At 67.0% G+C, this 24,243-nt stretch carries 25 protein-coding genes; 9 read left to right on the plus strand and 16 right to left on the minus strand.

The genetic code is table 11. The annotated features are described in order from the left end of the window. Window positions 1-216: 216 nt before the first annotated feature. Together J7528_RS20400 and J7528_RS20405 are read left to right on the plus strand one after the other, a co-directional pair. Window positions 217-612 carry an NADH:ubiquinone oxidoreductase subunit NDUFA12 gene (locus J7528_RS20400; RefSeq protein WP_291878257.1) on the plus strand — a complete coding sequence of 132 codons (396 nt, stop codon included), beginning with the start codon at window positions 217-219 and terminating at the stop codon, window positions 610-612. 5 nt (window positions 613-617) lie between these two features. After that, window positions 618-1,259, plus strand: coding sequence for a DUF2155 domain-containing protein (locus J7528_RS20405; RefSeq protein WP_291878260.1), 642 nt, complete (start codon window positions 618-620; stop codon window positions 1,257-1,259). Here the strand turns inward: J7528_RS20405 and aat are convergent. Genes aat through aroQ form a run of 4 tightly spaced genes read right to left on the minus strand, consistent with a single transcriptional unit; the run spans window position 1,196 to window position 4,231 of the window. Next, window positions 1,196-1,849, minus strand: coding sequence for a leucyl/phenylalanyl-tRNA--protein transferase (gene aat, locus J7528_RS20410; protein ID WP_291878263.1), 654 nt, complete (start codon window positions 1,847-1,849; stop codon window positions 1,196-1,198). The two genes, J7528_RS20405 and aat, sit on opposite strands and share 64 nt — an antisense overlap. A gap of 13 nt (window positions 1,850-1,862) precedes the next feature. Beyond that, on the minus strand, window positions 1,863-3,209 hold the full coding sequence (gene accC, locus J7528_RS20415) for an acetyl-CoA carboxylase biotin carboxylase subunit (RefSeq protein ID WP_291878265.1): 1,347 nt from the start codon (window positions 3,207-3,209) through the stop codon (window positions 1,863-1,865). 5 nt (window positions 3,210-3,214) lie between these two features. Further along, window positions 3,215-3,730: an acetyl-CoA carboxylase biotin carboxyl carrier protein gene (accB, locus tag J7528_RS20420; RefSeq protein ID WP_291878268.1), complete on the minus strand. Its 516-nt coding sequence runs from the start codon at window positions 3,728-3,730 to the stop codon at window positions 3,215-3,217. 60 nt (window positions 3,731-3,790) lie between these two features. Beyond that, window positions 3,791-4,231, minus strand: a complete 441-nt coding sequence (aroQ, locus tag J7528_RS20425; RefSeq protein ID WP_291878271.1) for a type II 3-dehydroquinate dehydratase — start codon at window positions 4,229-4,231, stop codon at window positions 3,791-3,793. A gap of 79 nt (window positions 4,232-4,310) precedes the next feature. On the opposite strand from aroQ, the gene thiS reads away from it, so the two are divergent. Then, entirely contained in the window at window positions 4,311-4,511 is a 201-nt protein-coding gene (thiS, locus tag J7528_RS20430; RefSeq protein WP_291878274.1) for a sulfur carrier protein ThiS, read from the plus strand. A 45-nt stretch (window positions 4,512-4,556) separates the two neighbouring features. After that, on the plus strand, window positions 4,557-5,366 hold the full coding sequence (locus J7528_RS20435; RefSeq protein WP_291878276.1) for a thiazole synthase: 810 nt from the start codon (window positions 4,557-4,559) through the stop codon (window positions 5,364-5,366). A 135-nt stretch (window positions 5,367-5,501) separates the two neighbouring features. Here J7528_RS20435 and J7528_RS20440 read toward each other — a convergent pair whose 3' ends face one another. The 4 genes from J7528_RS20440 to J7528_RS20455 all read right to left on the minus strand — a co-directional run bounded on the left by J7528_RS20440 (window position 5,502) and on the right by J7528_RS20455 (window position 10,689). Beyond that, window positions 5,502-6,239, minus strand: coding sequence for a DsbA family protein (locus tag J7528_RS20440; RefSeq protein ID WP_291878278.1), 738 nt, complete (start codon window positions 6,237-6,239; stop codon window positions 5,502-5,504). A 27-nt stretch (window positions 6,240-6,266) separates the two neighbouring features. Then, window positions 6,267-7,682, minus strand: coding sequence for a M48 family metallopeptidase (locus tag J7528_RS20445; protein WP_291878280.1), 1,416 nt, complete (start codon window positions 7,680-7,682; stop codon window positions 6,267-6,269). Window positions 7,683-7,826: 144 nt separating this feature from the next. After that, complete coding sequence (locus J7528_RS20450) at window positions 7,827-10,547, minus strand: ribonuclease E/G (RefSeq protein ID WP_291878282.1); 2,721 nt, start codon at window positions 10,545-10,547, stop codon at window positions 7,827-7,829. Next, window positions 10,471-10,689, minus strand: a complete 219-nt coding sequence (locus tag J7528_RS20455; RefSeq protein ID WP_291878285.1) for a hypothetical protein — start codon at window positions 10,687-10,689, stop codon at window positions 10,471-10,473. The genes J7528_RS20450 and J7528_RS20455 overlap by 77 nt, the downstream gene beginning before the upstream one ends. 369 nt (window positions 10,690-11,058) lie before the next feature. On the opposite strand from J7528_RS20455, the gene J7528_RS20460 reads away from it, so the two are divergent. The 3 genes from J7528_RS20460 to prfB all read left to right on the plus strand — a co-directional run bounded on the left by J7528_RS20460 (window position 11,059) and on the right by prfB (window position 15,981). Then, complete coding sequence (locus J7528_RS20460; RefSeq protein WP_291878287.1) at window positions 11,059-12,249, plus strand: N-acetylmuramoyl-L-alanine amidase; 1,191 nt, start codon at window positions 11,059-11,061, stop codon at window positions 12,247-12,249. A gap of 175 nt (window positions 12,250-12,424) precedes the next feature. Further along, window positions 12,425-14,791 carry a penicillin-binding protein 1A gene (locus J7528_RS20465; protein WP_291878290.1) on the plus strand — a complete coding sequence of 789 codons (2,367 nt, stop codon included), beginning with the start codon at window positions 12,425-12,427 and terminating at the stop codon, window positions 14,789-14,791. 67 nt (window positions 14,792-14,858) lie between these two features. Next, window positions 14,859-15,981, plus strand: a protein-coding gene (prfB, locus tag J7528_RS20470) for a peptide chain release factor 2 (protein WP_291878293.1) whose coding sequence is annotated in 2 segments (ribosomal slippage) — window positions 14,859-14,927 and window positions 14,929-15,981 — 1,122 coding nt in all. Because the reading frame shifts where the segments join, the coding sequence is not laid out codon by codon here. Between the two features lie 6 nt (window positions 15,982-15,987). Here the strand turns inward: prfB and J7528_RS20475 are convergent. Continuing rightward, window positions 15,988-16,317 carry a helix-turn-helix domain-containing protein gene (locus J7528_RS20475; RefSeq protein ID WP_291878296.1) on the minus strand — a complete coding sequence of 110 codons (330 nt, stop codon included), beginning with the start codon at window positions 16,315-16,317 and terminating at the stop codon, window positions 15,988-15,990. Between the two features lie 51 nt (window positions 16,318-16,368). Here J7528_RS20475 and J7528_RS20480 point away from each other — a divergent pair, with 51 nt between their 5' ends. Next, entirely contained in the window at window positions 16,369-16,737 is a 369-nt protein-coding gene (locus J7528_RS20480) for a VOC family protein (RefSeq protein ID WP_291878299.1), read from the plus strand. A 206-nt stretch (window positions 16,738-16,943) separates the two neighbouring features. On the opposite strand, the gene J7528_RS20485 is transcribed toward J7528_RS20480, so the two are convergent. The 5 genes from J7528_RS20485 to J7528_RS20505 all read right to left on the minus strand — a co-directional run bounded on the left by J7528_RS20485 (window position 16,944) and on the right by J7528_RS20505 (window position 20,863). Further along, window positions 16,944-17,432, minus strand: a complete 489-nt coding sequence (locus J7528_RS20485; RefSeq protein ID WP_291878301.1) for a polymer-forming cytoskeletal protein — start codon at window positions 17,430-17,432, stop codon at window positions 16,944-16,946. Continuing rightward, window positions 17,413-18,564 carry a peptidoglycan DD-metalloendopeptidase family protein gene (locus tag J7528_RS20490; protein WP_291878304.1) on the minus strand — a complete coding sequence of 384 codons (1,152 nt, stop codon included), beginning with the start codon at window positions 18,562-18,564 and terminating at the stop codon, window positions 17,413-17,415. Before J7528_RS20490 ends, J7528_RS20485 begins: the two co-directional genes overlap by 20 nt. Window positions 18,565-18,798: 234 nt before the next feature. Beyond that, window positions 18,799-19,260 (minus strand): peroxiredoxin, encoded by a 462-nt coding sequence (locus tag J7528_RS20495; RefSeq protein WP_172271364.1) that lies wholly within the window; start codon window positions 19,258-19,260, stop codon window positions 18,799-18,801. 132 nt (window positions 19,261-19,392) lie between these two features. After that, window positions 19,393-20,718 carry a tyrosine--tRNA ligase gene (tyrS, locus tag J7528_RS20500; RefSeq protein WP_291878311.1) on the minus strand — a complete coding sequence of 442 codons (1,326 nt, stop codon included), beginning with the start codon at window positions 20,716-20,718 and terminating at the stop codon, window positions 19,393-19,395. A 94-nt stretch (window positions 20,719-20,812) separates the two neighbouring features. Beyond that, the gene (locus J7528_RS20505; RefSeq protein ID WP_024265744.1) at window positions 20,813-20,863 is read right to left on the minus strand and encodes a hypothetical protein; all 51 of its coding nucleotides are present in this window, start codon (window positions 20,861-20,863) and stop codon (window positions 20,813-20,815) included. A gap of 42 nt (window positions 20,864-20,905) precedes the next feature. Here J7528_RS20505 and J7528_RS20510 point away from each other — a divergent pair, with 42 nt between their 5' ends. Beyond that, on the plus strand, window positions 20,906-22,006 hold the full coding sequence (locus J7528_RS20510; RefSeq protein WP_291878313.1) for an anhydro-N-acetylmuramic acid kinase: 1,101 nt from the start codon (window positions 20,906-20,908) through the stop codon (window positions 22,004-22,006). On the opposite strand, the gene J7528_RS20515 is transcribed toward J7528_RS20510, so the two are convergent. Then, window positions 22,003-23,283, minus strand: a complete 1,281-nt coding sequence (locus tag J7528_RS20515) for an FAD-dependent oxidoreductase (RefSeq protein ID WP_291878316.1) — start codon at window positions 23,281-23,283, stop codon at window positions 22,003-22,005. The genes J7528_RS20510 and J7528_RS20515 overlap by 4 nt on opposite strands. A 137-nt stretch (window positions 23,284-23,420) precedes the next feature. Beyond that, a complete protein-coding gene (locus tag J7528_RS20520; protein ID WP_184719478.1) occupies window positions 23,421-24,071 on the minus strand; it encodes an alpha/beta hydrolase in 651 nt (216 codons plus the stop codon). Window positions 24,072-24,243 lie beyond the last annotated feature (172 nt).

The raw sequence follows: 24,243 nt of genomic DNA on the forward strand, positions 1-24,243 counted from the left end.
TGCCGTCGGGATGCGCGTAAGGTCGCACCCCAAGCTAGAACCTCGCTCGCCGAGCCTCAATAGATGTCGTGGGTCTGGGGGCTCTAATCCACAAGATGTTGAAGTCGGCCTTGACCTAGCGGCGCTGGACGCTGCCAGCGTGGGGCGCTATGTTCCGGCCGCTTCGCCGCGCGTCTCGCGGTGACCCAAAGCCTTGCAATTTCAGGTGCGAACGTAGTGCTGAAAGCGATCTTCACGTGGTGGAACGGCGCGACCCTGGGTCAGCGTTTCCATATCGGCCGCCGCGGCGTGTTTGTGGGCCAGGACGAGCAGGGCAACCGCTACTTCGAAGCGCGCGACAACAGCGACTCGTACGACCAGCGCAAGCGCCGCTGGGTGATCTACAACGGCTATGCCGAAGCCTCGAAGGTCCCGCCGGACTGGAGCGGCTGGCTGCACTACACCTTCGACGAGCCGCCGACCCAGGTTCCGCTGAAGCGTCGCGAGTGGGAAAAGGATCACCTGCCGAACCTGACCGGCACCGTCTACGCTTGGCGCCCGAAAGGTTCGCTGACCCGTGGCGGCGAACGCGCGGTCGCCACCAGCGACTACGAAGCCTGGAAGCCGGAATAAGCCGCATGGCCCGTCGGGCTTCCCTGGCAGCCATCGCCGTCCTGTCCGGTCTGACCGTGACGGGCGCCGCCCTGGCGCGCCAGAACTCGACTTACCAGCCCCCGGCCGCGCCTCTGGCCCCTCAGGCGCCGCCCGCGCCGCGTCCGGCCCCCGCGCCGACGCCGGCCGGCGAGGCTCAGCCGACCCAGGTGACCCCAGCGGTCGCCAATCCCGTGCCGCCGGCTTCGCCCAAGCCCGGCGCCGTCGCGACGCCCAAAGTCACGACACCGGCCAAGCCGGTCGAACCCGCCAAGCGCCAGCGCTACTCGGTCGCCATCGTCCAGGCCTTGGACAAGGTCACGACCGAGACCATGCGGTTCGAGGTCCCGGTGGGCCAGCCGATCCGCTACAAGACTCTGATCTTCACCGTCCGCGCCTGCGAGACGGCCGCCGCCGACGAGATCGCGCCGGAAACCTCGGCCTATGTCGTCATCGACACTCAGCCCAAGGCCCAGGCCGGCCGCGCCGCGCCTCCGGGACGCCAAGTCTACAAGGGTTGGATGTACGCCAGCACGCCGGGCCTGCACCCGCTGGAGCATCCGGTCTATGATGCCTGGCTGATCGCCTGCAAGCAGTCGCTGCCGGTCGCCCCGCCCGCCAAGCCGTAGAAGTCGCCCGGAACCTGCAGGGCCTTGGCCAGCCGCCGACGATAGTCCGCGCGACTGATCTCGAGCGTCCCGAACTGCGTCAGGTGGTCGGTCAGGAACTGGGTATCGAGCAGCTGATAGCCGCCGGCCAGTAGCCGGGCGACCAGATGCACCAGCGCCACCTTGCTGGCGTCCCGCGCTGTCGAGAACATGCTCTCTCCGAAGAACGCCCCGCCTAGCGCGACGCCGTACAGGCCGCCGACCAGTTGGTCGCCTTCCCACGTCTCGACGCTATGGGCCAGGCCGCGCGCGTAGAGCTGGCCGTACAGGCGCTGGATGGGGTGGTTGATCCAGGTGTCGAGCCGGCCGGGCTTGGACGCCGCGCAGCCCTCGATGACCGCGTCGAAGGCGGTGTCGATCTTGACCTCGTAAGGACCGTTACGGACCGTGCGGGCCAGGCGCTTGGGGATGTGAAAGTCCCCGAGCGGCAGGATACCCCGCCGCTCGGGATCGATCAGGAACAGGCTTTCGTCCTCGCGGGCGTCGGCCATGGGGAAGACGCCACGCGCGTAGTAGGCGATCAGGTCGTCGACCGTGAAGGCGTCTTCCATAGCTACGCCCGGACTAGGCTTCCTGGGCTTTGATCCAGCGTTCCAGCCAGTGGATGTTGTAGTCGCCGGCCAGGATGTCGGGCTGCACCAGGAGGTCCTGGAACAGCGGGATCGTGGTCTCGACGCCGCCGACGACCATCTCGCCGAGGCAGCGTTTGAGGCGCGCGATGCACTCGGCGCGGTCGCGGCCGTGCACGATCAGCTTGCCGATCAGGCTGTCGTAGTACGGCGGGATCGCGTAGCCGGTGTAGATCGCCGAATCCAGGCGAACGCCCAGACCGCCGGGGGCGTGGAAGTCGGTGATCGTGCCGGGCGAGGGCGTGAAGGTCCGCGCATTCTCGGCGTTGATCCGGCACTCGATGGCGTGGCCCTCGAAGACGACGTCCTCTTGGGTGAACGACAGCGGCAGGCCGGCGGCGATGCGGATCTGCTCACGGACCAAGTCGATGCCGGTAATGGCTTCGGTGACCGGGTGCTCGACCTGCAGGCGGGTGTTCATTTCGATGAAGAAGAACTCGTCGTTCTCCCACAGGAACTCGATGGTCCCGACGCCCAGATAGCCGATGGCCTTGACCGCATCGACAACGATCTTGCCGATCTTGGCGCGCCCTTCCGCCGATAGGGCCGGCGAGGGGGCTTCTTCCAGCACCTTCTGGTGGCGGCGCTGCAGCGAGCAGTCGCGCTCGCCCAGGTGCACCACGTTGCCGTGGCTGTCGGCGATGACCTGCAGCTCGATGTGGCGCGGCTTCTGGAGGTAGCGCTCCATATAGACTGTGTCGTCGCCGAACGCGGCGCGGGCCTCGGCGCGGGCGGTCGCGACAGCTTCGGCCAGGTCTTCACGCGTCTGGGCGACCTTCATGCCGCGACCGCCACCGCCGGCGGCGGCCTTGATCAGCACGGGAAAGCCGATCTGGTCGGCCGCCGCGAAGGCCTCTTCTTCCGTGGAGACCCCGCCGTCCGAGCCGGGGACGACCGGGATGCCGGCGTCCTTCACGGCCTGCTTGGCGGTGATCTTGTCGCCCATCATCCGGATGTGTTCCGGCTTCGGGCCGATGAAGGTGAAGCCGTGCGCGCCGACGATCTCGGCGAAGCGGGCGTTCTCCGACAGGAAGCCATAGCCCGGGTGGATGCCCTGGGCGCCGGTGATCTCGGCCGCGGCGATGATCGACGGGATGTTCAGGTAGCTCTTGGCGGCAGGCGCGGGGCCGATGCAGACGCTTTCGTCCGCCAGGCGCACCCACATGGAGTTACGGTCGGCCTCGGAGTGGACCGCCACGGTGGCGATGCCCATTTCCTTGCAGGCGCGGTGAACCCGGAGCGCGATCTCGCCCCGGTTCGCGATGAGGATCTTGTCGAACATGAGCGTTACTCGATGACGACGAGCGGCTCGCCGAACTCGACGGGCTGGGCGTCCTCGACCAGGATCTCGACGACCTTGCCGGCCTTCGGAGCCGAGATCGGGTTCATGGTCTTCATGGCTTCGACGATCAGCAGGGTCTGGCCGGCCGAGACCGTGTCGCCGACCTTGATGAAGGCGTCGGCGCCCGGCTGGGGCGACAGATAGGCAGTGCCGACCATCGGCGACTTCACAGCGTCGCCACGGACGGCGGCGGGAGCCGGGGCCGCTTCAGCGACCGGAGCCGGAGCGGCGGCCGGGGCCGGCGCGGCGACGGGGGCCGGTGCGTAGGCCGGAGCCGCGGCCTGGACGTAGTTGACCGGGGCGGCGGTCAGTTCACGGGCGACGCGGATCTTCAGGCCGGCGTGCTCGACTTCGATCTCGGACAGGCCCGTGTCCTTCAGGATGTCCGCCAGCTTGCGGACCAGACGGGCGTCGATGGCCGGAGCTTCGACCGGATCGGCGGGGGCCTTGGGGTTCGACATGGAAGCTTACCTTGTTCTTCTGAGCGCCCCGGCGGCGGAAAACGCCGGGCGTTATCGTTGCTAAACGCGGATCAGGCCGAAAGCGGCCTCGATCGCCAGTTCATAACTCGCCGCGCCGAAGCCGGAGACGATCCCGGTAGCGGCCAGCGAAACGAAGGTGTGGCGGCGGAATTCCTCCCGCGCCGCCGGGTTGGACAGGTGGCACTCGATCACCGGGATGCTCAAGGTCTTGAGCGCATCCAGAAGCGCGATCGAGGTGTGGCCGTAGCCGGCCGGATTGAGGATCAGGGCCGAGGCCGACTCACGCGCCTCCTGAACCCAATCGATCAGCACGCCCTCATGGTTGGACTGGCGGAAGACCACCGAAACGCCACGCGAAGCCGCCCGCGCCTCACAGCGCGCTCGGACATCGTCGAGTGTGTCCTTGCCATAAATCTCGGGCTCGCGGGTTCCCAACAGGTTCAGGTTGGGTCCGCTCAGCACGTGGATCGGTTTTACCATGCGGCTCCGCCGTCGATTCCGGGAGGTCTTGTATAGCCGGTTCCGCCGGGTCACAAGCACGGCTCGCTTCGGAGGTGAGATGAGGCTTTTGCTGAACGGGGAAGAGCGGGACGTGGCCGACGTGGTCACCATCGCCGATCTGGTGGCCGTCCTGGGCCTGGACGCCCGCAAGGTGGCGGTCGAACGCAATCTAGAGATCGCGCCGCGCTCGACCTATGGCGACACCGCGCTGGCCGAGGGCGACCGCATCGAGATCGTCACTTTTATCGGCGGCGGTTGATCGTCCGCATTTGAAACGCGGGCTGACGGAGCGTAAACCGACCCCATGAACGCGCACGTTTCCCCCGACTCCGCCGTCGCTGACGCCGACGAAACCTGGACCGTCGCCAGCCGCACCTTCCGCTCGCGCCTGATCGTCGGCACGGGCAAGTACAAGGACTATGCGACCAACGCCGCCGCCGCCCGCGCGGCCGGGGCCGAGATCGTCACCGTGGCCGTGCGCCGGGTGAACCTGACGGATCCGACCCAGCCGCTGCTGGTCGATTACGTCAAGCCGACGGAATTCACCTATCTCCCGAACACTGCGGGCTGTTTTACGGGTGAGGATGCTGTGCGCACCCTGCGCCTGGCCCGGGAAGCCGGTGGCTGGGATCTGGTCAAGCTGGAGGTCCTCAGTGACCCCAAGACCCTGTTCCCGGACATGGAAGAGACCCTGCGCTCGCTGAAGCTGCTGGTCGCCGACGGGTTCCAGGTGATGGTCTACTGTTCGGACGATCCGGTCTATGCCCGCAAGCTGGAGGAAGCCGGCGCCGTGGCGATCATGCCGCTGGGCGCCCCGATCGGCTCGGGCCTGGGCATCCAGAACCGCGTCAACCTTCGGATCATCGTTGAGAACGCCAAGGTCCCGGTGCTGGTCGACGCCGGCGTCGGCACGGCCTCGGACGCGGCCATCGGCATGGAGCTGGGCTGCGACGCCATCCTGATGAACACCGCCATCGCCGAAGCCAAGGACCCGATCCGCATGGCCAAGGCCATGAAGCACGCGGTCATCGCGGGCCGTGAGGCGTACCTGGCTGGGCGGATGCAGAAGCGGCTGTACGCGGATCCCAGCTCGCCGCTGGCGGGGCTGATCTAGTCTTCACCCCAATACCGATCGTCCCCGCGAAAACGGGGACCCAAGCTGGGTCTGTAGGTTTGTCTCTAACCTTTGAGGTGAGCCGATCAGCCGCTTGGATCCCCGCTTTCGCGGGGATAGTCGGTGAGAGGAGGCTTAGCCCTTCGCCTTACCGGCTCGCGTCTGCTCGATCGCCAGCTTCAGGGCGTTGATGTCCGCGCCCGGGATCAGGGTGTCGCCGACGATGAAGGCCGGGGTGCCGGAGAGTTGCAGGGTCTTGGCCAGGGCTTCGGTGTCGGCCAGGTGCTGGGTCACGGCCTGGCTTTCGCCGGCGGCGCGGGCCTTGGCCATGTCGATGCCCATGCCCTGGGCGATGCGCAGGGCGCCAGCGGCGTCCAGGGCGTTCTCGGCCATCAGGGCCTTGTAGAGCTCCAGGCTCTTGCCCTGGTCCTTGGCGCCCAGCATCAGGCGGGCGGCGGCCTCGCTGTCGTTGCCGAAGATCACGAAGTCCTTCAGCACCAGGCGCACGTCGGGGTTCTTCTGGACCAGATCGACGATTTCGGGCGCGGCGTGGCGGCAATAGCCGCAGCGATAGTCGAAGAATTCGGTGACCGTGATCGAACCGTTCGGATTGATCACAACGTCGCGCGGGTCGCGCTCGATGGCCTGGCGGTATTGGCCGATAGCCTTCTGGGCCGAGACGGCCTGCTGCTGGGCCTGCTTTTCCTGCAGTTTCTGGCTGGCTTCCATCAGCACCTCCGGGTGCTCCAGCAGATAGGCGCGGACCTTCTCGCCGAAGGCCTTGTCGGGCTTGGCCGGGCCGCAGCCGGCGAGGGTCAGGCCGGCGATGGCGAACGGGACGACGAGGGTCGCGGCGCGACGGAAGACGGTCATAGAGGTCTCGGAAAAAGGAGAGGGGGCTTAGCGCCCCAGGTTGGATTGGGCGACGCCTTCCTTGGCCAGGTCCTTCAGGTCCTGGTTGGTCGGACGCGAGGCCAGGATGATGTCGGTGGCCCGACGCCAGTCCGGCGTGTTCTTGGTCAGCAGCTCGCGGGCGCGCATGGCGAAGACCTTGGCTTCACGCACGGCGCCCAGCGAGTAGTACTGCTCGGCGGTGGCCAGGCGGGCCTCGCCGTCCTTCTTCTGGGTGTCGTACGCCTGGGCCAGCAGGCGCCAGGTGACGGCGTTGTCGGGGTCGTTCAGCAGGCTGCGCTTCAGCTCCTGGACGCCTTCCTCGACCTTCTTGGGATCGTTCAGGCTGATCAGGGTCTGGCCCAGATTGATGCGCAGCAGGGCTGCGTCCGGTTTCAGCTGCACCGACTTGCGCTGCGGCTCCTCGGCCTGGGCGATGCGATTGAATTCGAACAGGATTTGGCCCTTCAACTCCCACAGATAGGGATTGTCGGGGTGCTGGTCGATCAGCGGCTGCAGCAGGTTCAGGGCCCGGTCGGGGTCCTTCATCTGGTAGTAGGCGATGGCCCGGGCGTAGCGGGCCGGGAAGCCGGTGTCGGTCTCCTTGTACTTCATCAAGGCGACCTGCGGGTTCAGGAACCCTTCCAGCTTGGCCTTCATCACCTCGTGCTGGGCCAGGTCTTCCGGCGTGTCGACGGCGCTGTAGTGAGGCTGGCGCTCGACGCGGCTGCGCAGCACCTCGATCCGTTCGGACGACAGGGGGTGGCTGCGGAAATAGGCAAAGCGCCGAGCCTGGTCGAAGATCTCCTGGTAGCGGAAGTTGTCAAAGAACTCGACGAGGCCGCGGCCCGACTGACCGGTGGCTTCCAGAAAGCCGGCGCCAGCCTGGTCGGCGCGTGATTCCTGCTCGCGGCTGTAGCCCAGGGCGCCTAGCGCGCCAGCGTATTGGGCGTTGCCCAGCAGCATGGCCGCGCCGTCGGCCGAGCCGGCGAGGGCGGCCAGCACCCCCAGACCCATCGTCAGGATCATCGGCTTAAGGCCCGCGCGCATCATCTCGTCGGAGCGGATCGGGTGGCCGCCGGCCAGGTGTCCGGTTTCGTGGGCAATGACGCCGCGCAGCTGGTTGGGGTTCTCGGTCTGCAGGATCAGGCCGGTGTTGAGGCCCATCTGCAGGCCCTGCGTCGCGAAGGCGTTCAGGGACTTGTCGCCGACGATCAGGATGCGGACGTTCTTGGGATCCAGCCCCGCCGCCGCGAAGATCGGGTCGGAGTCGTGGTGCAGGATCTCCTCGATCTCGGTGTCGCGGATCAGGGAGGGACCGTCGTCCTGGGCCCGGGCGACCTGGGGAACTCCGGACGCGAGAACGGCGAGCGCGGACAAAGCCACGCCCAGCTGTTTTCCGGCACGCCCGCTACGCGAGGTCATCGAATGATCTCCAGATCGCGCCCCCGCGAACCACGACCAGTCTAACTTGGAAGTCCAGCGGGAGGGAACAAGGGTTTCCGGGTCTCGCCATAACGAATTTGGCCCGCGCATCGGTCAGGACGCGCGGGCCATCATCAGGTCAGCCTACCGGCGCCACCAGCCCTTGCGGGGCTTTTCGGGCGGGGTGGTGATCTCGTTCGGGTCCGGCTCGGCCGGCGCGGCCGGTTCGGCAGCTTCGACGACGGGCTCGGGAGCCGGCGCCGGTTCCTGAGCAGCCTCGACCACCGGTTCGACGACAGGTTCCGGCGGAACCACGGCGACGCTCTCGGTCACGACCTCGGCGACAGCCTCGACAGCTTCCGGCGCGGCCTCGACTGCTTCGGCGGCGGCCTTCTTGCCGCGAGCGCGGGTGCGCTTGGGCTTTTTAGGCGCTTCCTCGGTCTCGGGCAGCTCGACCCAGACGTCGGCTGGCGGGCCGGCGATCACCGGCGGGGCCAGGATCGGGGCTTCAAACGGCTCGGCCGGTTCGGCGGCCTCGGTCACGACCTCGACGGGAGCTACGGCTTCGGCCTGGATGGCCTCGTCGCGGTTGCGGCGACCACGGTCGCGGCCACGGCGGCCGCGTTCACGCCCCGAACGTTCCTCACGTTCGGGGCGCTCGGCGCGTTCCGGACGCTCGACGCTTTCCTCGCGGTCGGCGCGGGCTTCCGGCGCCGGGCGACGCGGCTCGCTGTTGCCGCCGACCAGGGCGGCCGGGTCGTGCCAGGTGAAGACGTTCTCGCCGAACGGGACGCGCGGACGGATCCAGACGAAGGCGTCGGTCGGACGATCGCCGTCCTCGCGACCACCACGACGGCCGCCACGACGGCCCCGGCGGCGGCGGCGGCGGGCGCCGTCGTCATCGTCGCCGAACTCGGCGCGGTCATCGGCGTCGCCGTCGACTTCTTCCTCTTCGCCCTCGGCGTCAGCTTCGGTCTCACGCTCGTCGCGGCGGCCTCGGCCACGGCCACGATCACGACGGCCACGACGGCCCTTGCGGTCGCCACGATCGTCGTCGCGGGCCTGCTTGCGGGCAGAAGCGTCGTCGTCGTCGGAGTCCTCGCGCTCGATATCCTCTTCGTCGTCGTCGGAGATGATCTCGTCGTCTTCTTCCTCGTCCTCGAAGGCCGTGGGATCGAAGTCGTCGTCTTCCTCGACGTAGGGGGCCGGCGCCACGGCGATGCGCTCGCCCAGCTCGGTGCGCTCGATCTCCTGGTCGCCGGCGTGCAGGCTGTCATCGACCATGACGGTGACGTGCAGGCCGTGCGTCTGCTGCAGGCGCTGCAGATAGGCGCGCTTTTCGTTCAGGATGTAGAGGCCGACCGAACGCGAGACCTTCAGGATCACGGCGCCGGAACCCTTCAGGGCCTCGACCTCGACCGCGCGCAGGGCGGCCAAAGCGCTGGATTCGACCGAGCGAACGCGGCCGGTGCCTTCGCAGTGTTCGCAGACGTGGGTCGTGCCTTCAAGGACGCCGGTGCGGCGACGCTGGCGGCTGATCTCCATCAGGCCAAAGCCCGAGATCTTGCCCATCTGGATGCGGGCGCGGTCGTCCTTGAGAGCGTCCTTCAGGACCTTCTCGACCGTGCGGTTGTTCTTGGCTTCATCCATGTCGATGAAGTCGATCACGATCAGGCCGGCCAGGTCGCGCAGGCGCAGCTGGCGAGCGGCTTCCTCGGCGGCCTCGACGTTGGTCTTGAGCGCCGTGGCCTCGATGTTGCGCTCGCGCGTGGCCTTGCCCGAGTTGACGTCGATGGCGACCAGGGCTTCGGTCTGGTTGATCACCAGATAGCCGCCCGAGCGCAGCGGCACGACCGGCGAATAGATCTGGGCCAGATGGTCCTCGATCTTGTTCTTCACGAACAGCGGGGTCGGGTCGCGGTAGTTGAAGACCTTCTTGGCCTGGCTCGGCATCAGCATGCGCATGAAGTCACGCGCTTCCTTGTAGCCGGCGTCGCCCTCGACCCAGATGCCGTCCAGGTCCTTGTCGTACATGTCGCGGATGGCGCGTTTGACGAGGTCTTCTTCCTCGTAGATCAGCGCCGGGGCGACCGAGTGCAGCGTGTTGTCGCGGATATTCTCCCACAGACGCAGCAGGTATTCGTAGTCGCGCTTGACCTCGGCCTTGGTGCGCTTGGCGCCGGCCGTGCGGACGATCAGGCCCATGCCCTGCGGCACGTCCAGGCTCTGGACGACGCTCTTCAGGCGCTTGCGGTCGGTCACCGCCGTGATCTTGCGGCTGATGCCGCCGCCACGGGCGGTGTTGGGCATCAGGACACCGTAGCGGCCGGCCAGCGACAGGTAGGTGGTCAGGGCCGCGCCCTTGTTGCCACGCTCTTCCTTGACGACCTGGACCAGCATGATCTGCCGGCGGCGGATCACTTCCTGGATCTTGTACTTGCGCATCAGGCGGCGCTTGCGGCGCGCCAGTTCTTCTTCGACGTCGTCTTCATCGTCGTCGATCGCGTGATCGGCGCCGTTGTCGTCCTCGTCGTCACCGCCCGAGGCGCGGCGCGAGACGGGGATGTCGTCCTCGTCGTCGCCCGAGTCGTCGCGCATCAGCGCTTCCCGATCCGCGACCGGGATCTGGTAGTAATCCGGGTGGATTTCGTTGAACGCCAGGAAGCCGTGGCGATTGCCGCCGTACTCGATGAACGCAGCCTGCAGGCTGGGCTCTACGCGCGTGACCTTGGCGAGATAGATGTTACCGCGAAGCTGTTTGCGGGTCTGGCTCTCGAAGTCGAACTCTTCAACCCGGGTTCCGTCCACGACGACCACACGCGTCTCTTCTGCGTGTGCTGCGTCGATCAGCATCTTCTTCGACATTAAGGAAGTCTCCGCGGCGCGCAGCGGGCGCGAGGCCCGGTCGCCGATCTGAATGAAGGGCGCGCGCGTCGCCGATCGTCGCACCGTCAGCGCGGTTGCGAAGGATCGGGTGCCAAAGGCGATCGGGTGCGGCGCAGCCCATTGAGGTTTCGTTTGTCCCTACCGCGCCAGGCGCGGGATTGGATGGCGCGTCGTCGCCAGGAAGGCGTTTGAGCCCGACGCGAGCCCCTCGACACGGTGTCACGGCAGGGCTCTTGCCCGCCAGGTCGGCCGCGTCTCGAACACTATCTAGTCTGCCGTCTCCGCCTTGGAAGAGGTTCAGGACCACTTTCGAGGCACAGGCGGCTCGCGTGGAGTCGTGACGATCACGGACTTCGCGCGCGGCGGGACTGTAGCCACATCGGCGAGCAAAAGAAAAGCTTTCGACGGAGGATCTGGACTTAACCCTTTGGCTACCGCCTCTCAGCGATATTGACGTTCGGTTCACCAGTTCCGGCATACGCGGGCGGGGATGCGTAAGGTTCTTATCAGTTTGGCCCGCATGGGCTGGGTCCGCGCGGCGCTGATTATCGGCGGCCTGACGACGGCTGGCGTCGCCGTGGCGACCGCCCAAGGCCCCGCCGCGCCCGCTGGCGTGCAGAAGGTCCGCTTCGGGGGCGACCGCACCGAAACCCGCGTGGTCATCGACCTGGACCGCGCCGCGGCCGGCAAGCTGCTTTCCGACGGCATGAACGACCAGCGACTGGTCATGGCTCTGCCCAATGTTCTGGTTTCCGGCGACCTGCAGGGCACGGGCCAGGGCCTGGTCAAGCGCTGGGTCATCGATGAGGCCGCCGGCGGCGCCCGTCTGCGCCTGGACCTGGCCGGCAAGGCCGAGGTTCGCCGCCGCTTCCTGCTGCCGCCCGGCGACGGCGCCAGCGCCTATCGTTATGTCATCGATCTGAAGGCCGTCGACGGCGCCAGCATGGCCCCGAGCGCGCCGCGTCTGACCCTGGCCAGCGGTCCGGTGAAGGCCGCGCCGCTGCGCATGAAGAAGGTCATCGTCATCGACGCCGGCCACGGCGGCAAGGATCCCGGCTCGCTGGGCGCCAATGTCTTCGAAAAGGACGTGACCCTGGCCGCCGCCAAGGCGCTGAAGGAGCGTCTGGAGCGCACGGGCCGCTATCAGGTCGTGCTGACCCGCGAGACCGACACCTTCATCCCGCTGGAAGGCCGGGTGCAGATCGCCCGCCGCGCCGACGCCGATCTCTTTATTTCGCTGCACGCCGACTCGGGGCCCGACACCTCGACTCGCGGCGCGTCGGTCTACACCGTGTCGGACAAGGGTTCCGAACGCGTCGGTCTGGTCCTGGACAAGGACGACTGGCTGATGAAGGCCAACATGCCGGGCCGCGACCGCGCCGTCAGCCAGATCCTGCTGGATCTGAGCCAGCGCGCGACCAAGAACCGCTCGGCCGCCTTCGCCCAGCTGCTGCTGGCCAATGTCAGCCAGGAGACGACGCTGCTGCGCCGCAGCCACCGCGACGCCGGCTTCATCGTGCTGCTGGCCCCGGACGTGCCGGCCGTGCTGCTGGAGATGGGCTTCATCACCAACCCGGACGACGAAGCCTTCCTGACCACCAAGAGCAGCCGCGCTCGCCTGGTGGGGGCGGTGGCCGACTCGATCGAGGCCTATTTCTCGGCGGGTCTGCGGAAGTCGTAGGACTCCTATAAGAGGGGACACGCTTCCCCTTTTCTCCGCGCCGCTCTAATCACAGGGTGATCGTTCGCGCTTCGCCCTGGCGAAGGGTGCGACCGCAAAACCGCTTACGGTTCGGCGACAAGCGATCTAGTGAAGGGTGTGCGGCAGGCGAGGGGGCCTGCCCGACGGAGGTCGCGTGGATCTGAAACCCACCGAACGATGGATGGCCATCGCGGGCGTGGCGGTGTTGTCGGCCATCGCGGTCGCGGGCTTCGCGATCGCGATCTATGCCGCATGGCTGTTCCACGACATGCCCGACGCCGGTGAGCTGCAGGACTATCGTCCGCCGACGGCCACGCGCGTCTATGCGTGGGACGGCACCCTGATCGGCGAGTACTCCAAAGAGCGCCGGATCTTCATTCCTTACGATCAAATCCCGCCGCAGCTGGCCCAGGCCTTCCTGGCGGCCGAGGATCGCAACTTCTTCCAGCACGGCGGCGTCGACGTGGGCGGCCTATCGCGCGCCATGATCAAGAACGTCGGCAACGCCATTCGTGGCCGCCGCCTCGAGGGCGGTTCGACCATCACCCAGCAGGTGGCCAAGAACGTCCTGCTGACCAGTGACGCCACGGTCGGCCGCAAGTTCAAGGAAGCGATCCTGGCTCACCGCCTGGAGCAGTCGCTGACCAAGCAGCAGATCCTCGAGCTGTACCTGAACGAAATCTGGCTGGGCTATCGCTCGTTCGGCGTCGGCGCGGCCGCCTACAACTATTTCGGCAAGTCGCTGCCGGACCTGACCCTGGCCCAGTGCGCCTATCTGGCCTCGCTGCCCAAGGGGCCCGACAACTACCACCCGATCCGCAACAAGGCCAAAGCCCTGGCGCGCCGCAACTGGGTGCTGGGCCAGATGGCCGAGCAAGGCTGGGTCTCCAAGGAAGACGCCGCCAAGGCGATGGCTGAGGACCTGATCGTCCAGGCCGCGCCCAAGCGTGCCGCCTATCGCGACGCCGACTATTTCGTCGAGGAAGTGCGCCAGCGTGGCATGGCGACCCTGGGTCCCCGCCTGAACGAAGGCGGCTACTACATGCGCACCACCCTGGATCCGCGCCTGCAGACGGCCGCCCGGGTCGCGCTGATGGACGGCCTGGAAAAGTACGACCGCCGCCACGGCTGGCGCGGCGCCTGGGGTCACGTCGAATCGACCGACCTGGCCTGGGAAAAGACCGCTCTCGCCAAGGCCATTCCCTCGGAACGCAATACCTGGCGTCCGGCCCTGGTCGTCTCCAATGACGGGCGCGTGCGCCTGGTCAAGAAGGAGGGCGAGGGCCAGATTGTCGGCGAGGACATGGCTTGGGCCAAGAACGGCAAGGGCCTGAAGGCCGGCGACCTGGTGTTCGTCGAGAAGACCGACGCCGGCTATCGCCTGCGCCAGGTGCCTGCCGTCAACGGCGCCATGGTGGCGATGGAGCCCTATACCGGCCGGATCGTCGCGCTGGTCGGCGGCTATTCCTACTCGCTGTCGAACTTCAACCGCGCCACCCAGGCGATGCGCCAGCCCGGCTCGTCGTTCAAGCCCTTCGTCTACGCCGCGGCCCTGGAGAACAACTACACGCCCGCCAGCGTCATCGTCGACAGCGCCATCACCTTCAAGGGCGCTAACGGCGAGGACTGGAGCCCGGAGAACTACCACAAGGAGTTCTACGGGGCGCAACCGCTGCGCAAGGGCCTGGAGCAGTCCATCAACGCCATGACCGTGCGCCTGGCCCAGGGCGTCGGCATGAAGAAGATCGTCGACTTCGCCCAGCGAGCCGGCGTGGTGAAGAGCATGGATCCCGTGCTGGCCATGGCCCTGGGCGCGGGCGAGACGACGCCGTTCAAGCTGACCGCCGCCTATGCCGCCTTCGTCAACGGCGGCCGCCGCGTCGATCCGCACCTGATCGAGCTGGTCCAGGATCGCGAGGGCAAGGTCATCTTCCGCGCCGACAAGCGCGACTGCGAGCGCTGCGAGGCTGGCTTCAACGGCGATGAGAGCCCGCGCTTCGCCGCGCCGGGCGAGCAGATCATGGATCCGGTCACGGCCTACCAGATCACCTCGATGCTGCAGGGCGTGGTCCAGCGCGGCACGGCCGCCGCCGTCAGCTCGCTGGGACGTCCGCTGGCCGGCAAGACGGGCACGACCAACGAGTACCGCAGCGCCTGGTTCGTCGGCTTCTCGCCGAACCTGGTGGTGGGCGTGTTCGTCGGCTTCGACGACAACCGCTCGCTGGGCGAGGGCGAGACCGGCGCCACCGACGCCGTGCCGGTGTTCAGCGACTTCATGAAGGTCGCCCTGGAAGGCCAGCCGATCGTCGACTTCAAGCCGCCAAAGACGGCCAAGTTCGCCATGGTGCGCGGCATCCGCGAAGCCTTCCGTCCGGGCACAGAGCCGCGGGTCGAGGTCGCGCCGACCGGGCCGATCCCGTACGAGCAGCTGTCGCCAGGCCTGCCGCAGCCGGTTCAGCCGGCGCCGCAGCCGGGCAAGCCGCCGCCGCAGAAGGTCGATCCGCTCAGCGGTTTGTACTGACGTCATTGCGCGGGAGAGCGACGCGCGTTATCTCCCGCGCCCTTCAACACTGTCACGGAGTTACGTGATGCGACCGGATGTCGAGGCCGCCGCGGCCGACATCGAGCAGTCCGTGGGACTGCTCAGGAGGCGTCTTTGACTGGGATGTCGCCCTCCGAAAGCTCGATGAGCTGAACGCCCGGGTCGAAGACCCGACCCTGTGGGACCGCCCGTCGGAAGCCCAAGCCGTCTCGCGCGAACGCGCCGCCCTGGCCGCCAAGGTCGAGGCCGTGCAGTCGATCGAGCGCGACGTGAAAGACGCGATCGAATACGCCGAGTTGGCCGACATGGAGTCCGACGAGGACTCCCTGAACGACGCCCGCGCCCAGCTGAAGGCCATCAAGGAGCGCGCCGGTCGCGCCGAACTTGAAGCCCTGCTGTCGGGCGAGGCCGATGGCAACGACTGCTACGTCGAAATCAACTCGGGCGCCGGCGGCACCGAGTCGTGCGACTGGGCGGGCATACTGCTGCGCATGTACACCCGCTGGGCCAACGCCCACGGGATGCAGACCGAGCTGATCGAAGAGACCGACGGCGACCAGGCGGGCATCAAGTCCGCGACCCTTCTTGTGAAGGGCACGAACGCCTATGGCTGGCTGAAGACCGAGGCCGGGGTGCACCGTCTGGTGCGCATCAGCCCGTATGACAGCAGCGCCCGCCGCCACACCTCGTTCGCCTCGGCCTGGGTCTATCCCGTGGTCGACGACAATATCGAGATCGAGATCAATCCGTCGGACGTGCGGACCGACACCTATCGCGCCTCCGGCGCCGGCGGTCAGCACATCAACAAGACGGACTCGGCCGTGCGTCTGACGCACATTCCGACCGGCATCGCGGTGGCGTGCCAGGCCGGCCGCTCGCAGCACCAGAACCGCGAGGAAGCCTGGAAGATGCTGCGTGCGCGCCTCTACGAGGCCGAGCTGCAAAAGCGGGAAGCCGCCCAGCAGGCGCTGGAAGACACCAAGACCGACATCGGCTGGGGTCACCAGATCCGCAGCTACGTCCTGCAGCCCTACCAGATGGTCAAGGACCTGCGGACCAACGTCGAGACCTCCGACACGCAAGGCGTGCTGGACGGCGACCTCGACGCCTTCATGGGCGCTTCGCTGGCCCAACGCGTGGGTCACACCCGCGACGGCGGCGAGGCCTAGGCCTGACTAGTCCCGCTGGCGTCTCCAGGGCGTCAGCGGGACATAGGTCGCCGCTTCGGTTGGTCCCTGGCGGCTGACCTCGATCAAACCCCTTCGCTTCAAGTTCTCGACGGCGTTCTGGACGGTGCGCCGCGACTGGCCCGTGCGTTCGGCCAGTTCCGCGTGGCTGAAGCTGGCGCGGCCATCGGCATGCGCGGCCGTGATCGCCAGATAGACCAGGAACGACGACGGCTTGTGTCGTGGCCCACGAGGTCGGCCATCAGGGTGTCGAGCACATAGCGGTCGATGGCATAGCTTGGCGCAGTCATTGCTATAGCATTGCCTGCACGACTTCACCCGCGCAAGCCGGCCGCGCTACCCCATCGGTTGGTAGGGAAGGGGAGCGCCATGAGCGTGATCAGCAAGGTAAAGTTCGTCAGCATTCCGGTCAGCGACCAGGATCGCGCCCTGACCTTCTGGACCGAGAAGGTCGGCCTGCGCGTGGCGACCGACCAGCCGATGGGTAAGCAACGCTGGATCGAGCTCAGCATCCCGGGCGCGGAGACCGGGCTGGTGCTGTTCACGCCCGACGGCCACGAGGACCGCATCGGCAGCTTCTTCAACGGCTCGCTGGCCTGCGACGACGTCGAGCACGCCTATCGCAAGCTGACCGAGAAGGGCGTCGAGTTTGAAGGCCCGCCCGAGAAGCAGCCTTGGGGAACCTTCGCCAAGTTCAAGGATCCGGACGGCAACACCTTCGTGCTGTCGAGCCGCTAGTCCTCCGTATCCCCGGCGAAAGCCGGGGCCCAGATCGAACCCAGAGCGTTTGTCGATTGCGCGTGGAGTTGGGGCGCGAACACACCAGCCTCTCTGGATGAATCTGGATCCCGGCTTTCGCCGGGAAGACGGGCTTGGAGAGGGTGCAAAGAGAAAGCGCTCCGGATCCTTCCGAAGCGCTCTTTCCGAAACCTCTGAGAAAAGCCTCAGTCGGCGACCGGCTTGGCCTGGGCGATGGCCAGCGGTTCGGCGTGCGGCGCCGGCTGGGCCGGGGCGGCGGGGCGCTGGAACTTCAGGCTGCGGCCCTGGAAGAAGGCGCCGGTTTCCATGGCCAGCTGCTCGTGGGTGATGTCGCCGTCGACATACGAGGTGCCGTAGAGGCGGACCTGCTTGGAGGTGATGGCGCCGACCACGCGGCCGCGCACTTCCACGACCTCGGCATAGACGCCGCCTTCGATGTGGCCGGTCTCTCCGACGGTCAGGCGGCCGACGCGGACGTCGCCCTTGACCACGCCGTCGATCTGCAACTCGCCTTCGCCGGTGACGCTGCCTTCGATGGTGATGTCGGCCGATAGCAGCGAGGCCACCTTCGGGGGCGAGCGGCGGGCCTGCTCGACCGGAGCGACCGCCATCGGGGTGGGCAGGGGCTCGATGCGCGCGGGCGTCTTGCCGGACTTAGCTTGCTTGCTGAACATACTCACCAGCCTTCAAGAAACGATTGGGGTTCTGGGCCTTGCCGTTGACCCAGACTTCGTAGTGCAGGTGCGGACCGGTCGAGCGGCCGGTCGAGCCCATGGCGCCGACGCGGGCGCCGATGGTCACGCGCTGGCCGACGCGAACGCCGATGGTGGCCAGGTGGGCGTAGCGGGTCTTGAAGCCGCCGCCGTGGTCGATCTCGACCGTGTTGCCATAGCCCGAGCGCACGCCCGTGAACGAAATGACGCCCGGCGCGGTGGCCATGATGGGCGTGTAGAAGGCGCCGGGGAAGTCCAGGCCCGAATGGAAGGCCGGGCGGCGCGTGAACGGGTCGAAACGGACGCCGTAGCTGGACGACAGGGCCGGATTGCTGGTCGGGCGATAGAACGGCAGCTTCTTGCTGGCCGCGCCCAGGGCGCGCATGTCCGACATATCATTGGCCGCGTGCTGGATGCGGCTGGCGAAGTCCTCGTCGACGTCCAGGACGGCGGCGAGAGCTCGCGGATCCTTGGCCTCGATCAGCGGGCCGCCCAGCGACACGCCGCGGCCGGTGAAGTTGGAGGCGTCCAGGCCGGCCATGCGCATGGCCAGGCGCAGGCGCTCGGCGCGGCTCTTGGCGAAGCCTTCGGCGGCGTCGATCAGGCGCTCCTGGTCCATGCGGGTGGCCTGGATGCGCTGCACCGGGCTGGCGGCCAGCAGGCGCGGCTTGGCGACCTTCAGGGCCTCGGCGGCGCCGGGCACGCCCTTGAAGTCGGAGACCAGCAGGGCGAGGGCTGCGTGACGCTTCTCGACCGAGGTGGCCAGGTCGTCGAGGTTGCCGTTGGTGGCCGACAGCTGGGCGACGGCGCTGTTCAGTCGCGCTTGGCGGTCGGCGTTCAGGCGCTCGTAATAGGCTTTTTGCTTGATGACTTGCTGATCGGTCGAGCTGACCGCCAGGGCGTTGACGGCCATGGCCGCGGTGCAGACGCCCATCCACAGCGCAGTGACGGCGACGCCAGTCGCACCCAGCAGTTGCTTGTTGGTGGAGAACACATAACCGCGCATCTCACCGCCGGAGCGGATGTAGATATGCCGTTCGGGAAAAAGAGTTTCGAGAGACTGCCGCAGTCGCTTGAAGCGCTTAATCGCCATCGCCCGAGAACCCCCGTTTCAGGTCCGGCGATATGCTACGAGAAAGCGGGAACGTGCAAGACTCTTCGCGCCCGAAGTGAGCGCGAGTCGCAAAATATAACCTTGCGCCTCGATCCTTAACGTTTCCTGATCGCGAACGTCACCTGTTAAGGCTGCGCTTGCGCCGAAAGGTCACAGGTAGAGGCGCGGTTACAACACCTCTGCGACGAAGGCGTTCCCCTGAAAGACGAAATTTTACTTGATGGCCTTGGCGGCGTTCATCACGGCCTTGATGTGGCCGGGGACCTTCACCTTGCGCCAGACCTCGCGGACGACGCCTTCGCGGTCGATCAGGAAGGTCGAGCGGTCGATGCCCATATACTTGCGGCCGTACATGCTCTTCTCGACCCAGGCGCCATAGGCCTCGACGATGTCGCCCAGCGGATCGGCGGCTAGCTCGATGGTCAGGTCGTGCTTCTTGCGGAACTTGGCGTGCGAGGCGGCGCTATCCTTGGACACGCCGACGATCACCGCGCCCAGCTTCTGGAATTCCTCGACTTCCGACGAGAACTGCAGCGCCTCGGACGTGCAGCCGGCGGTGTCGTCCTTAGGGTAGAAGTACAGGACGACGTTCTTGCCCTTCAGGCCGGCCAGGCTGACGCGGCCGGTGTCGGTCGGCAGGTCGAAATCAGGGGCCTTGTCGCCGGGCTGCAGCATCGAACGCGTCCTTGAAATCTGTCATCCCGGCCAAGCGCGAAGCGCGCCGAGCCGGGACCGCCGCAGGCTCTGAGTCCTTGGCGGTCCCGGCTCTCCGCTACGCTGCGGCCGGGATGACAGTCAATGGTCTAACTAAACAGGCTTCACCAAGACGATCTTCTTCTTGCCGGCGGCCAGCTTGATGGTGCCGTCTACAAGATCGGCTTCTGTGACCAGCTGGTCGCCGTCTGCGATTTTAACATCGTTGATCCGCATCCCGCCCTCGCTTGCGAGCCGTCGAGCGTCGGACTTCGAAGTCACGAGACCGCAACCGAGGAACAGGGTTGATGCTCGAATTCCCTCGGCCAGCTCGGAGCGAGCAACTTCTTTGGTCGGCAGGTTCGCCGAAACGCCGCCTTGTTCGAAAGTCTTCTCGGCAGCCTCACGGGCTTTACGAGCTTCTTCATCGCCGTGAGCCATGCGTGTGGCCTCGTCAGCGAGCACTTTCTTGGCCTCGTTGATCTGGGCGCCTTGCAGGGCTTCCAGTTCAGAGATGCGTTCAAGCGGCAGATCGGTGAACAGCTTGAGGAACCGACCGACATCAGCGTCTTCGGTGTTGCGCCAAAATTGCCAGTATTTGAAGGGTTCAAGCTGCTCGGCGTTCAGCCACACCGCCCCGGCCATGGTCTTGCCCATCTTGGCGCCCGAGGCCGTGGCCAGCAGCGGCGTCGTCAGGCCGAAGGCGGCCTTCTGGTCGACGCGGCGGGTCAGCTCGACGCCGTTCAGGATGTTGCCCCACTGGTCCGAGCCGCCCATCTGGAGGACGCAGCCGTACTTGCGGTTCAGCTCCAGGAAGTCTGTGGCCTGCATCAGCATGTAGTTGAATTCGAGGAAGGTCATCGGCTGCTCGCGCTCGAGCCGCAGCTTGACCGAGTCGAAGGCCAGCATCCGGTTGACCGTGAAGTGCACGCCGTAGTCGCGCAGGAACTGCACGTAGCCGAACTTCGAAAGCCACTCATCGTTGTCGACCATGATGGCGTCGGTGGGCCCGTCGCCGAAGGTCAGGAACTTGGCGAAGACCTGCTTGATGCCGGCGATGTTGGCCTTGATATCGTCGTCCGACAGCAGCTTGCGGCTCTCGTCCTTGCCGGTCGGGTCGCCGACCTTGGTCGTGCCGCCGCCCATCAGGACGATCGGTTTGTGACCGGCCTGCTGCAGGCGGCGCAGCATCATGATCTGGATCAGCGAGCCGACGTGCAGCGACGGCGCCGTGGCGTCGAAACCGATGTAGGCCGTGACGATGCCGCCGGCGGCCGCCGCATCCAGTTCGTCCGAGTGGGTGATCTGATGGATGTAGCCGCGCGCCTCCAGGGTTCGCAGGAACTCCGACTTGAAGGCAGACGCGGCGGACATGGTTCGACTCTCTGAATGTGATGGGGCGCCGTCTAGCACGGCGAGGTCAGTCTGTGAGGGTTTCATTTCAAACTCCGGGGTGCGAGCCGGAGCGCATGATCGACTTGGAATGAAGTGACCCCGGCGAGGCGGGGTGGCGACGTGGCTGATCGTCCTCCCGCTATGGCAGCGGGCGGTAATAGGGGCGGGCCAGGACGAAAGCGTCGATCATGGGGCCTAGCTACCGTTTCACGGGCATGGCAGTCAACGGACCATGCGTATCCTTGGATTCATGACCGGCACCTCGCTCGACGCGGTCGACATGGCGGTGCTGGAGACAGACGGCCACGAGATCCAGGCCTTTGGCCCGGCGGGCGAGCGCAAGCTGCGCGAAGAGACCCGCGACCTGCTGCTGGTGGCGACCGAGATCGCCCGAGGCTGGCCGCGCGACAAGCCCGAGCCGGAGATCTTCGCCGAGGCCGCCCGCGCCGTCGCCGACGAGCACCTGCATGCCGCCGAGAGCTTCCTGGCCGAGCACGGCCTGGCCTGGAGTGACTTCGACCTTCTGGGCGTGCACGGCCAGACCGTCTTCCACGAGCGCCCGACGCCCGAGCGGATCGGCCGAACGGTGCAGCTTCTCGACGCCGAGCGCCTGGCCAAGGCGACGGGGCGGCCGGTGGCCTTCGACTTCCGCACGGCCGACGTGGCGGCCGGCGGGCAGGGGGCGCCGCTGGCCCCGATCTATCACGCTGCCCGCGCCCGCGCCTCGGGCCTGCCGGCGCCGGTGGCGGCGCTGAACATCGGCGGCGTGGCCAATATCACCCTCATCGGTGAGGACGAGCTGCTGGCCTTCGACACCGGCCCCGGCAACGGCATGATCGATCTGATGCTGCAGGAGCGAGGCTTGGGCCGCTTCGACGAGAACGGCCGCTTGGCCGCCTCCGGGCGTGTGGACCAGACGATCCTCGATACGTTCCTGGCCAGTTCGTACTTCGCTGGCCCGGCGCCCAAGTCGCTGGACCGCTACGACTTCCCGCTGGATCTGGTCGAGCCGCTGTCGGCCGAGGACGCCGCCGCCACCCTGGTGGCCTTCACGGCGGAAGCCGTGGTCAAGGCGTTCGACCTTGGCGCGCGGCCCAGCGCCCTGATCGTCTGCGGCGGTGGCCGTCACAATCCGCAGATCATGAAGGTGCTGACCGAACGCGCCCCGGTGCCGGTCAAGACCGCCGAGGACTACGGCTGGCGCGGCGACAGCATCGAGGCCGAGGCCTTCGCCTACCTGGCGGCGCGCACGGTCAAGGGCCTGCCGATCAGCTTCCCGGGGACTACCGGCGTGAAGGCGCCGATGACGGGCGGCCGGATCGTCCAGCCCTAGTGCAGCTTCAGCCGTCCAGACACCCGCTGCTGTAGCAGCCGCGCCAGCGCCAGGGTCACAGTGCGCCCCACGCCCAGGATCGCCCGGTGGTGGTCCAGGTGCAGCGACATATAGGCCCACTTGGCGATCAGGCCCTCGACGAAGAAGTTCGGGCCGCCCAACCCGCCCATCAGCGCGCCCACGCCCTTGTCGTTGCCCAGCGACACCAGCGAGCCGAAGTCGCGATAGACGAACGGCGTCGCGATCCGGCCCTGGTGCAGCCGGGCGATCAGGGCGCGTTCCAGATAGCTGGCCTGCTGGTGCGCGGCCTGGGCGCGGGCCGGGATGGTCTTGCCGTCCTTCCACGGCGCGGCGGCGCAGTCGCCCAGGGCCCAGACGTCCGGCGCCGAGGTCTCCAGGCGGTCATTGACCACGAACTGATTGCCGCGGTTGGTCTCCAGGCCAAAGCCTGTATTGGCCTCGGCGGCCTTGATGCCAGCGGCCCAGACGATCAGGTCGGCCGGGACGTCGCCCTGGCTAGTCTCCAGCCGGTCGGCATGGACGGCCACCACCTTGGCGCCCGTCTTCACCGCCACGCCCTTGCGCTCAAGGGCCAGCGTGGCCTTGTCGGCGATCTTCTGTGGCAGGCCGCCCAGGATCCGCGGCGCGGCCTCGACCACGGTGATGTCCAAGCGGAAGCGCTGTTCGTCGCCCAGGCTGCCCAGCAACTCGCGGTGGGCCTCGATCAGCTCGGCCGACAGCTCCACGCCCGTGGCCCCGCCGCCGACGATGGCGACGCGCATGATCTTCTCGGCCGAGAACGAGGCCTTGGTGAAGGCCGCGAGCAGCCGGGTGTGGAAGGCTTCGGCGTCCTCGGTGCGTTCCAGCAGGTGCGCCTGCTCAGCGCCGGGCGTGCCGAAGAGGTTCGAGCCGCTGCCGATCGCCAGCACGCCGTAGGTGAAGGTGATGGCCCGTTCCGGCGCCAGGACCTGGCCGTCGTCGCCGATGATCGCCTTAAGGGTCAGGCGCTTGGCGGCTGGGTCGAAGGTCGAGAGCTCGCCGAGCAGGAAGTTGAAGCCGTTGCTGCGGCCCAGGATCGAATACGAGATGCCTTCCTGGTGCACGTCCAGGGTGCCGGCCGCTACCTCGTGCAAGGTCGGTTTCCAGATGTGGAAGCTCGAGCGGTCAATCAGCAGCACGCGACGCTTGCCGTGGCGACCTCCGAGCCTACGGCCCAGCCGCGACGCCAGCTCCAGTCCGCCGGCGCCCCCGCCGACGATGACGATGTCGTAGTGCATCTCACCGCTCCTTGATATTCATCAATCGGTGAAAATATAAGATCGTGACCACTGTTACACCAGTGGCGCGACGCCGACCTAAAAGAGAAGGGGCAAAACGAAAAAGGCCTCCCCGGAGGGAGGCCTTCTGAAAAGCTCTAGATCGGATTTTCCGCCAGGCGCTTGTCGAGATAGTCGCTGACGCTCTTCTCGACGCTGGGCAGGTGCTCGGCCCAGAAGTGGGTGGCCTTGTCGATGACTTCGTAGTCGATCGTGATGCCCTTCTGGGTGCGCAGCTTGGTGACTACGCGCTCCACCTCGACCGGCGGGGTGATGGTGTCGGCCGAGCCCGTCAGGAACAGGCCCGAGGCCGGGCAGGGGGCCAGGAAGCTGAAGTCGTACATGTTGGTCGGCGGCGACACCGAGATGAAGCCGTCCGTCTCAGGGCGGCGCATCAAAAGTTGCATGCCGATATAGGCGCCGAAGTCGAAGCCGGCGACCCAGGTCTGGCTGGCGGCTGGGTTCGAGGTCTGCAGCCAGTCCAGCGCGGTGGCGGCGTCAGCCAGCTCGCCGATGCCGGCGTCGAACTCGCCCTGGCTGCGGCCCACGCCGCGGAAATTGAAGCGCAGGGTCGCGAAACCCCGCTTCATGAACAGGTGATACAGCTGCACGGCCACCGGGTGGTTCATGTGACCGCCGGCCTTGGGGTGCGGGTGCAAGATGAGGGCAATGGGCGCCGTTTCGGTCTTGCCCGGCGAGTAGCGACCTTCGATCCGCCCGGACGCGCCGGTCAAAATCACATCAGGCATATCGTTCCCTTGCGCTGGCAGCGGTCCGTCTTCCGACGATTTGGGTCGCCAGAATACTTGACCGCTGCGCTTGGTCTTCCTAAATCGCAGCCAGCAAGCGGGCCGCTAGCCCGCGCGCGAAGTCGCGGCTTGTAGCACACGCAAAAGCCGATGCGCGCGGAATCTGCAAGGG

The sequence above is a fragment of the Caulobacter sp. genome, assembly GCF_017744445.1.
GTDB lineage: Bacteria > Pseudomonadota > Alphaproteobacteria > Caulobacterales > Caulobacteraceae > Caulobacter.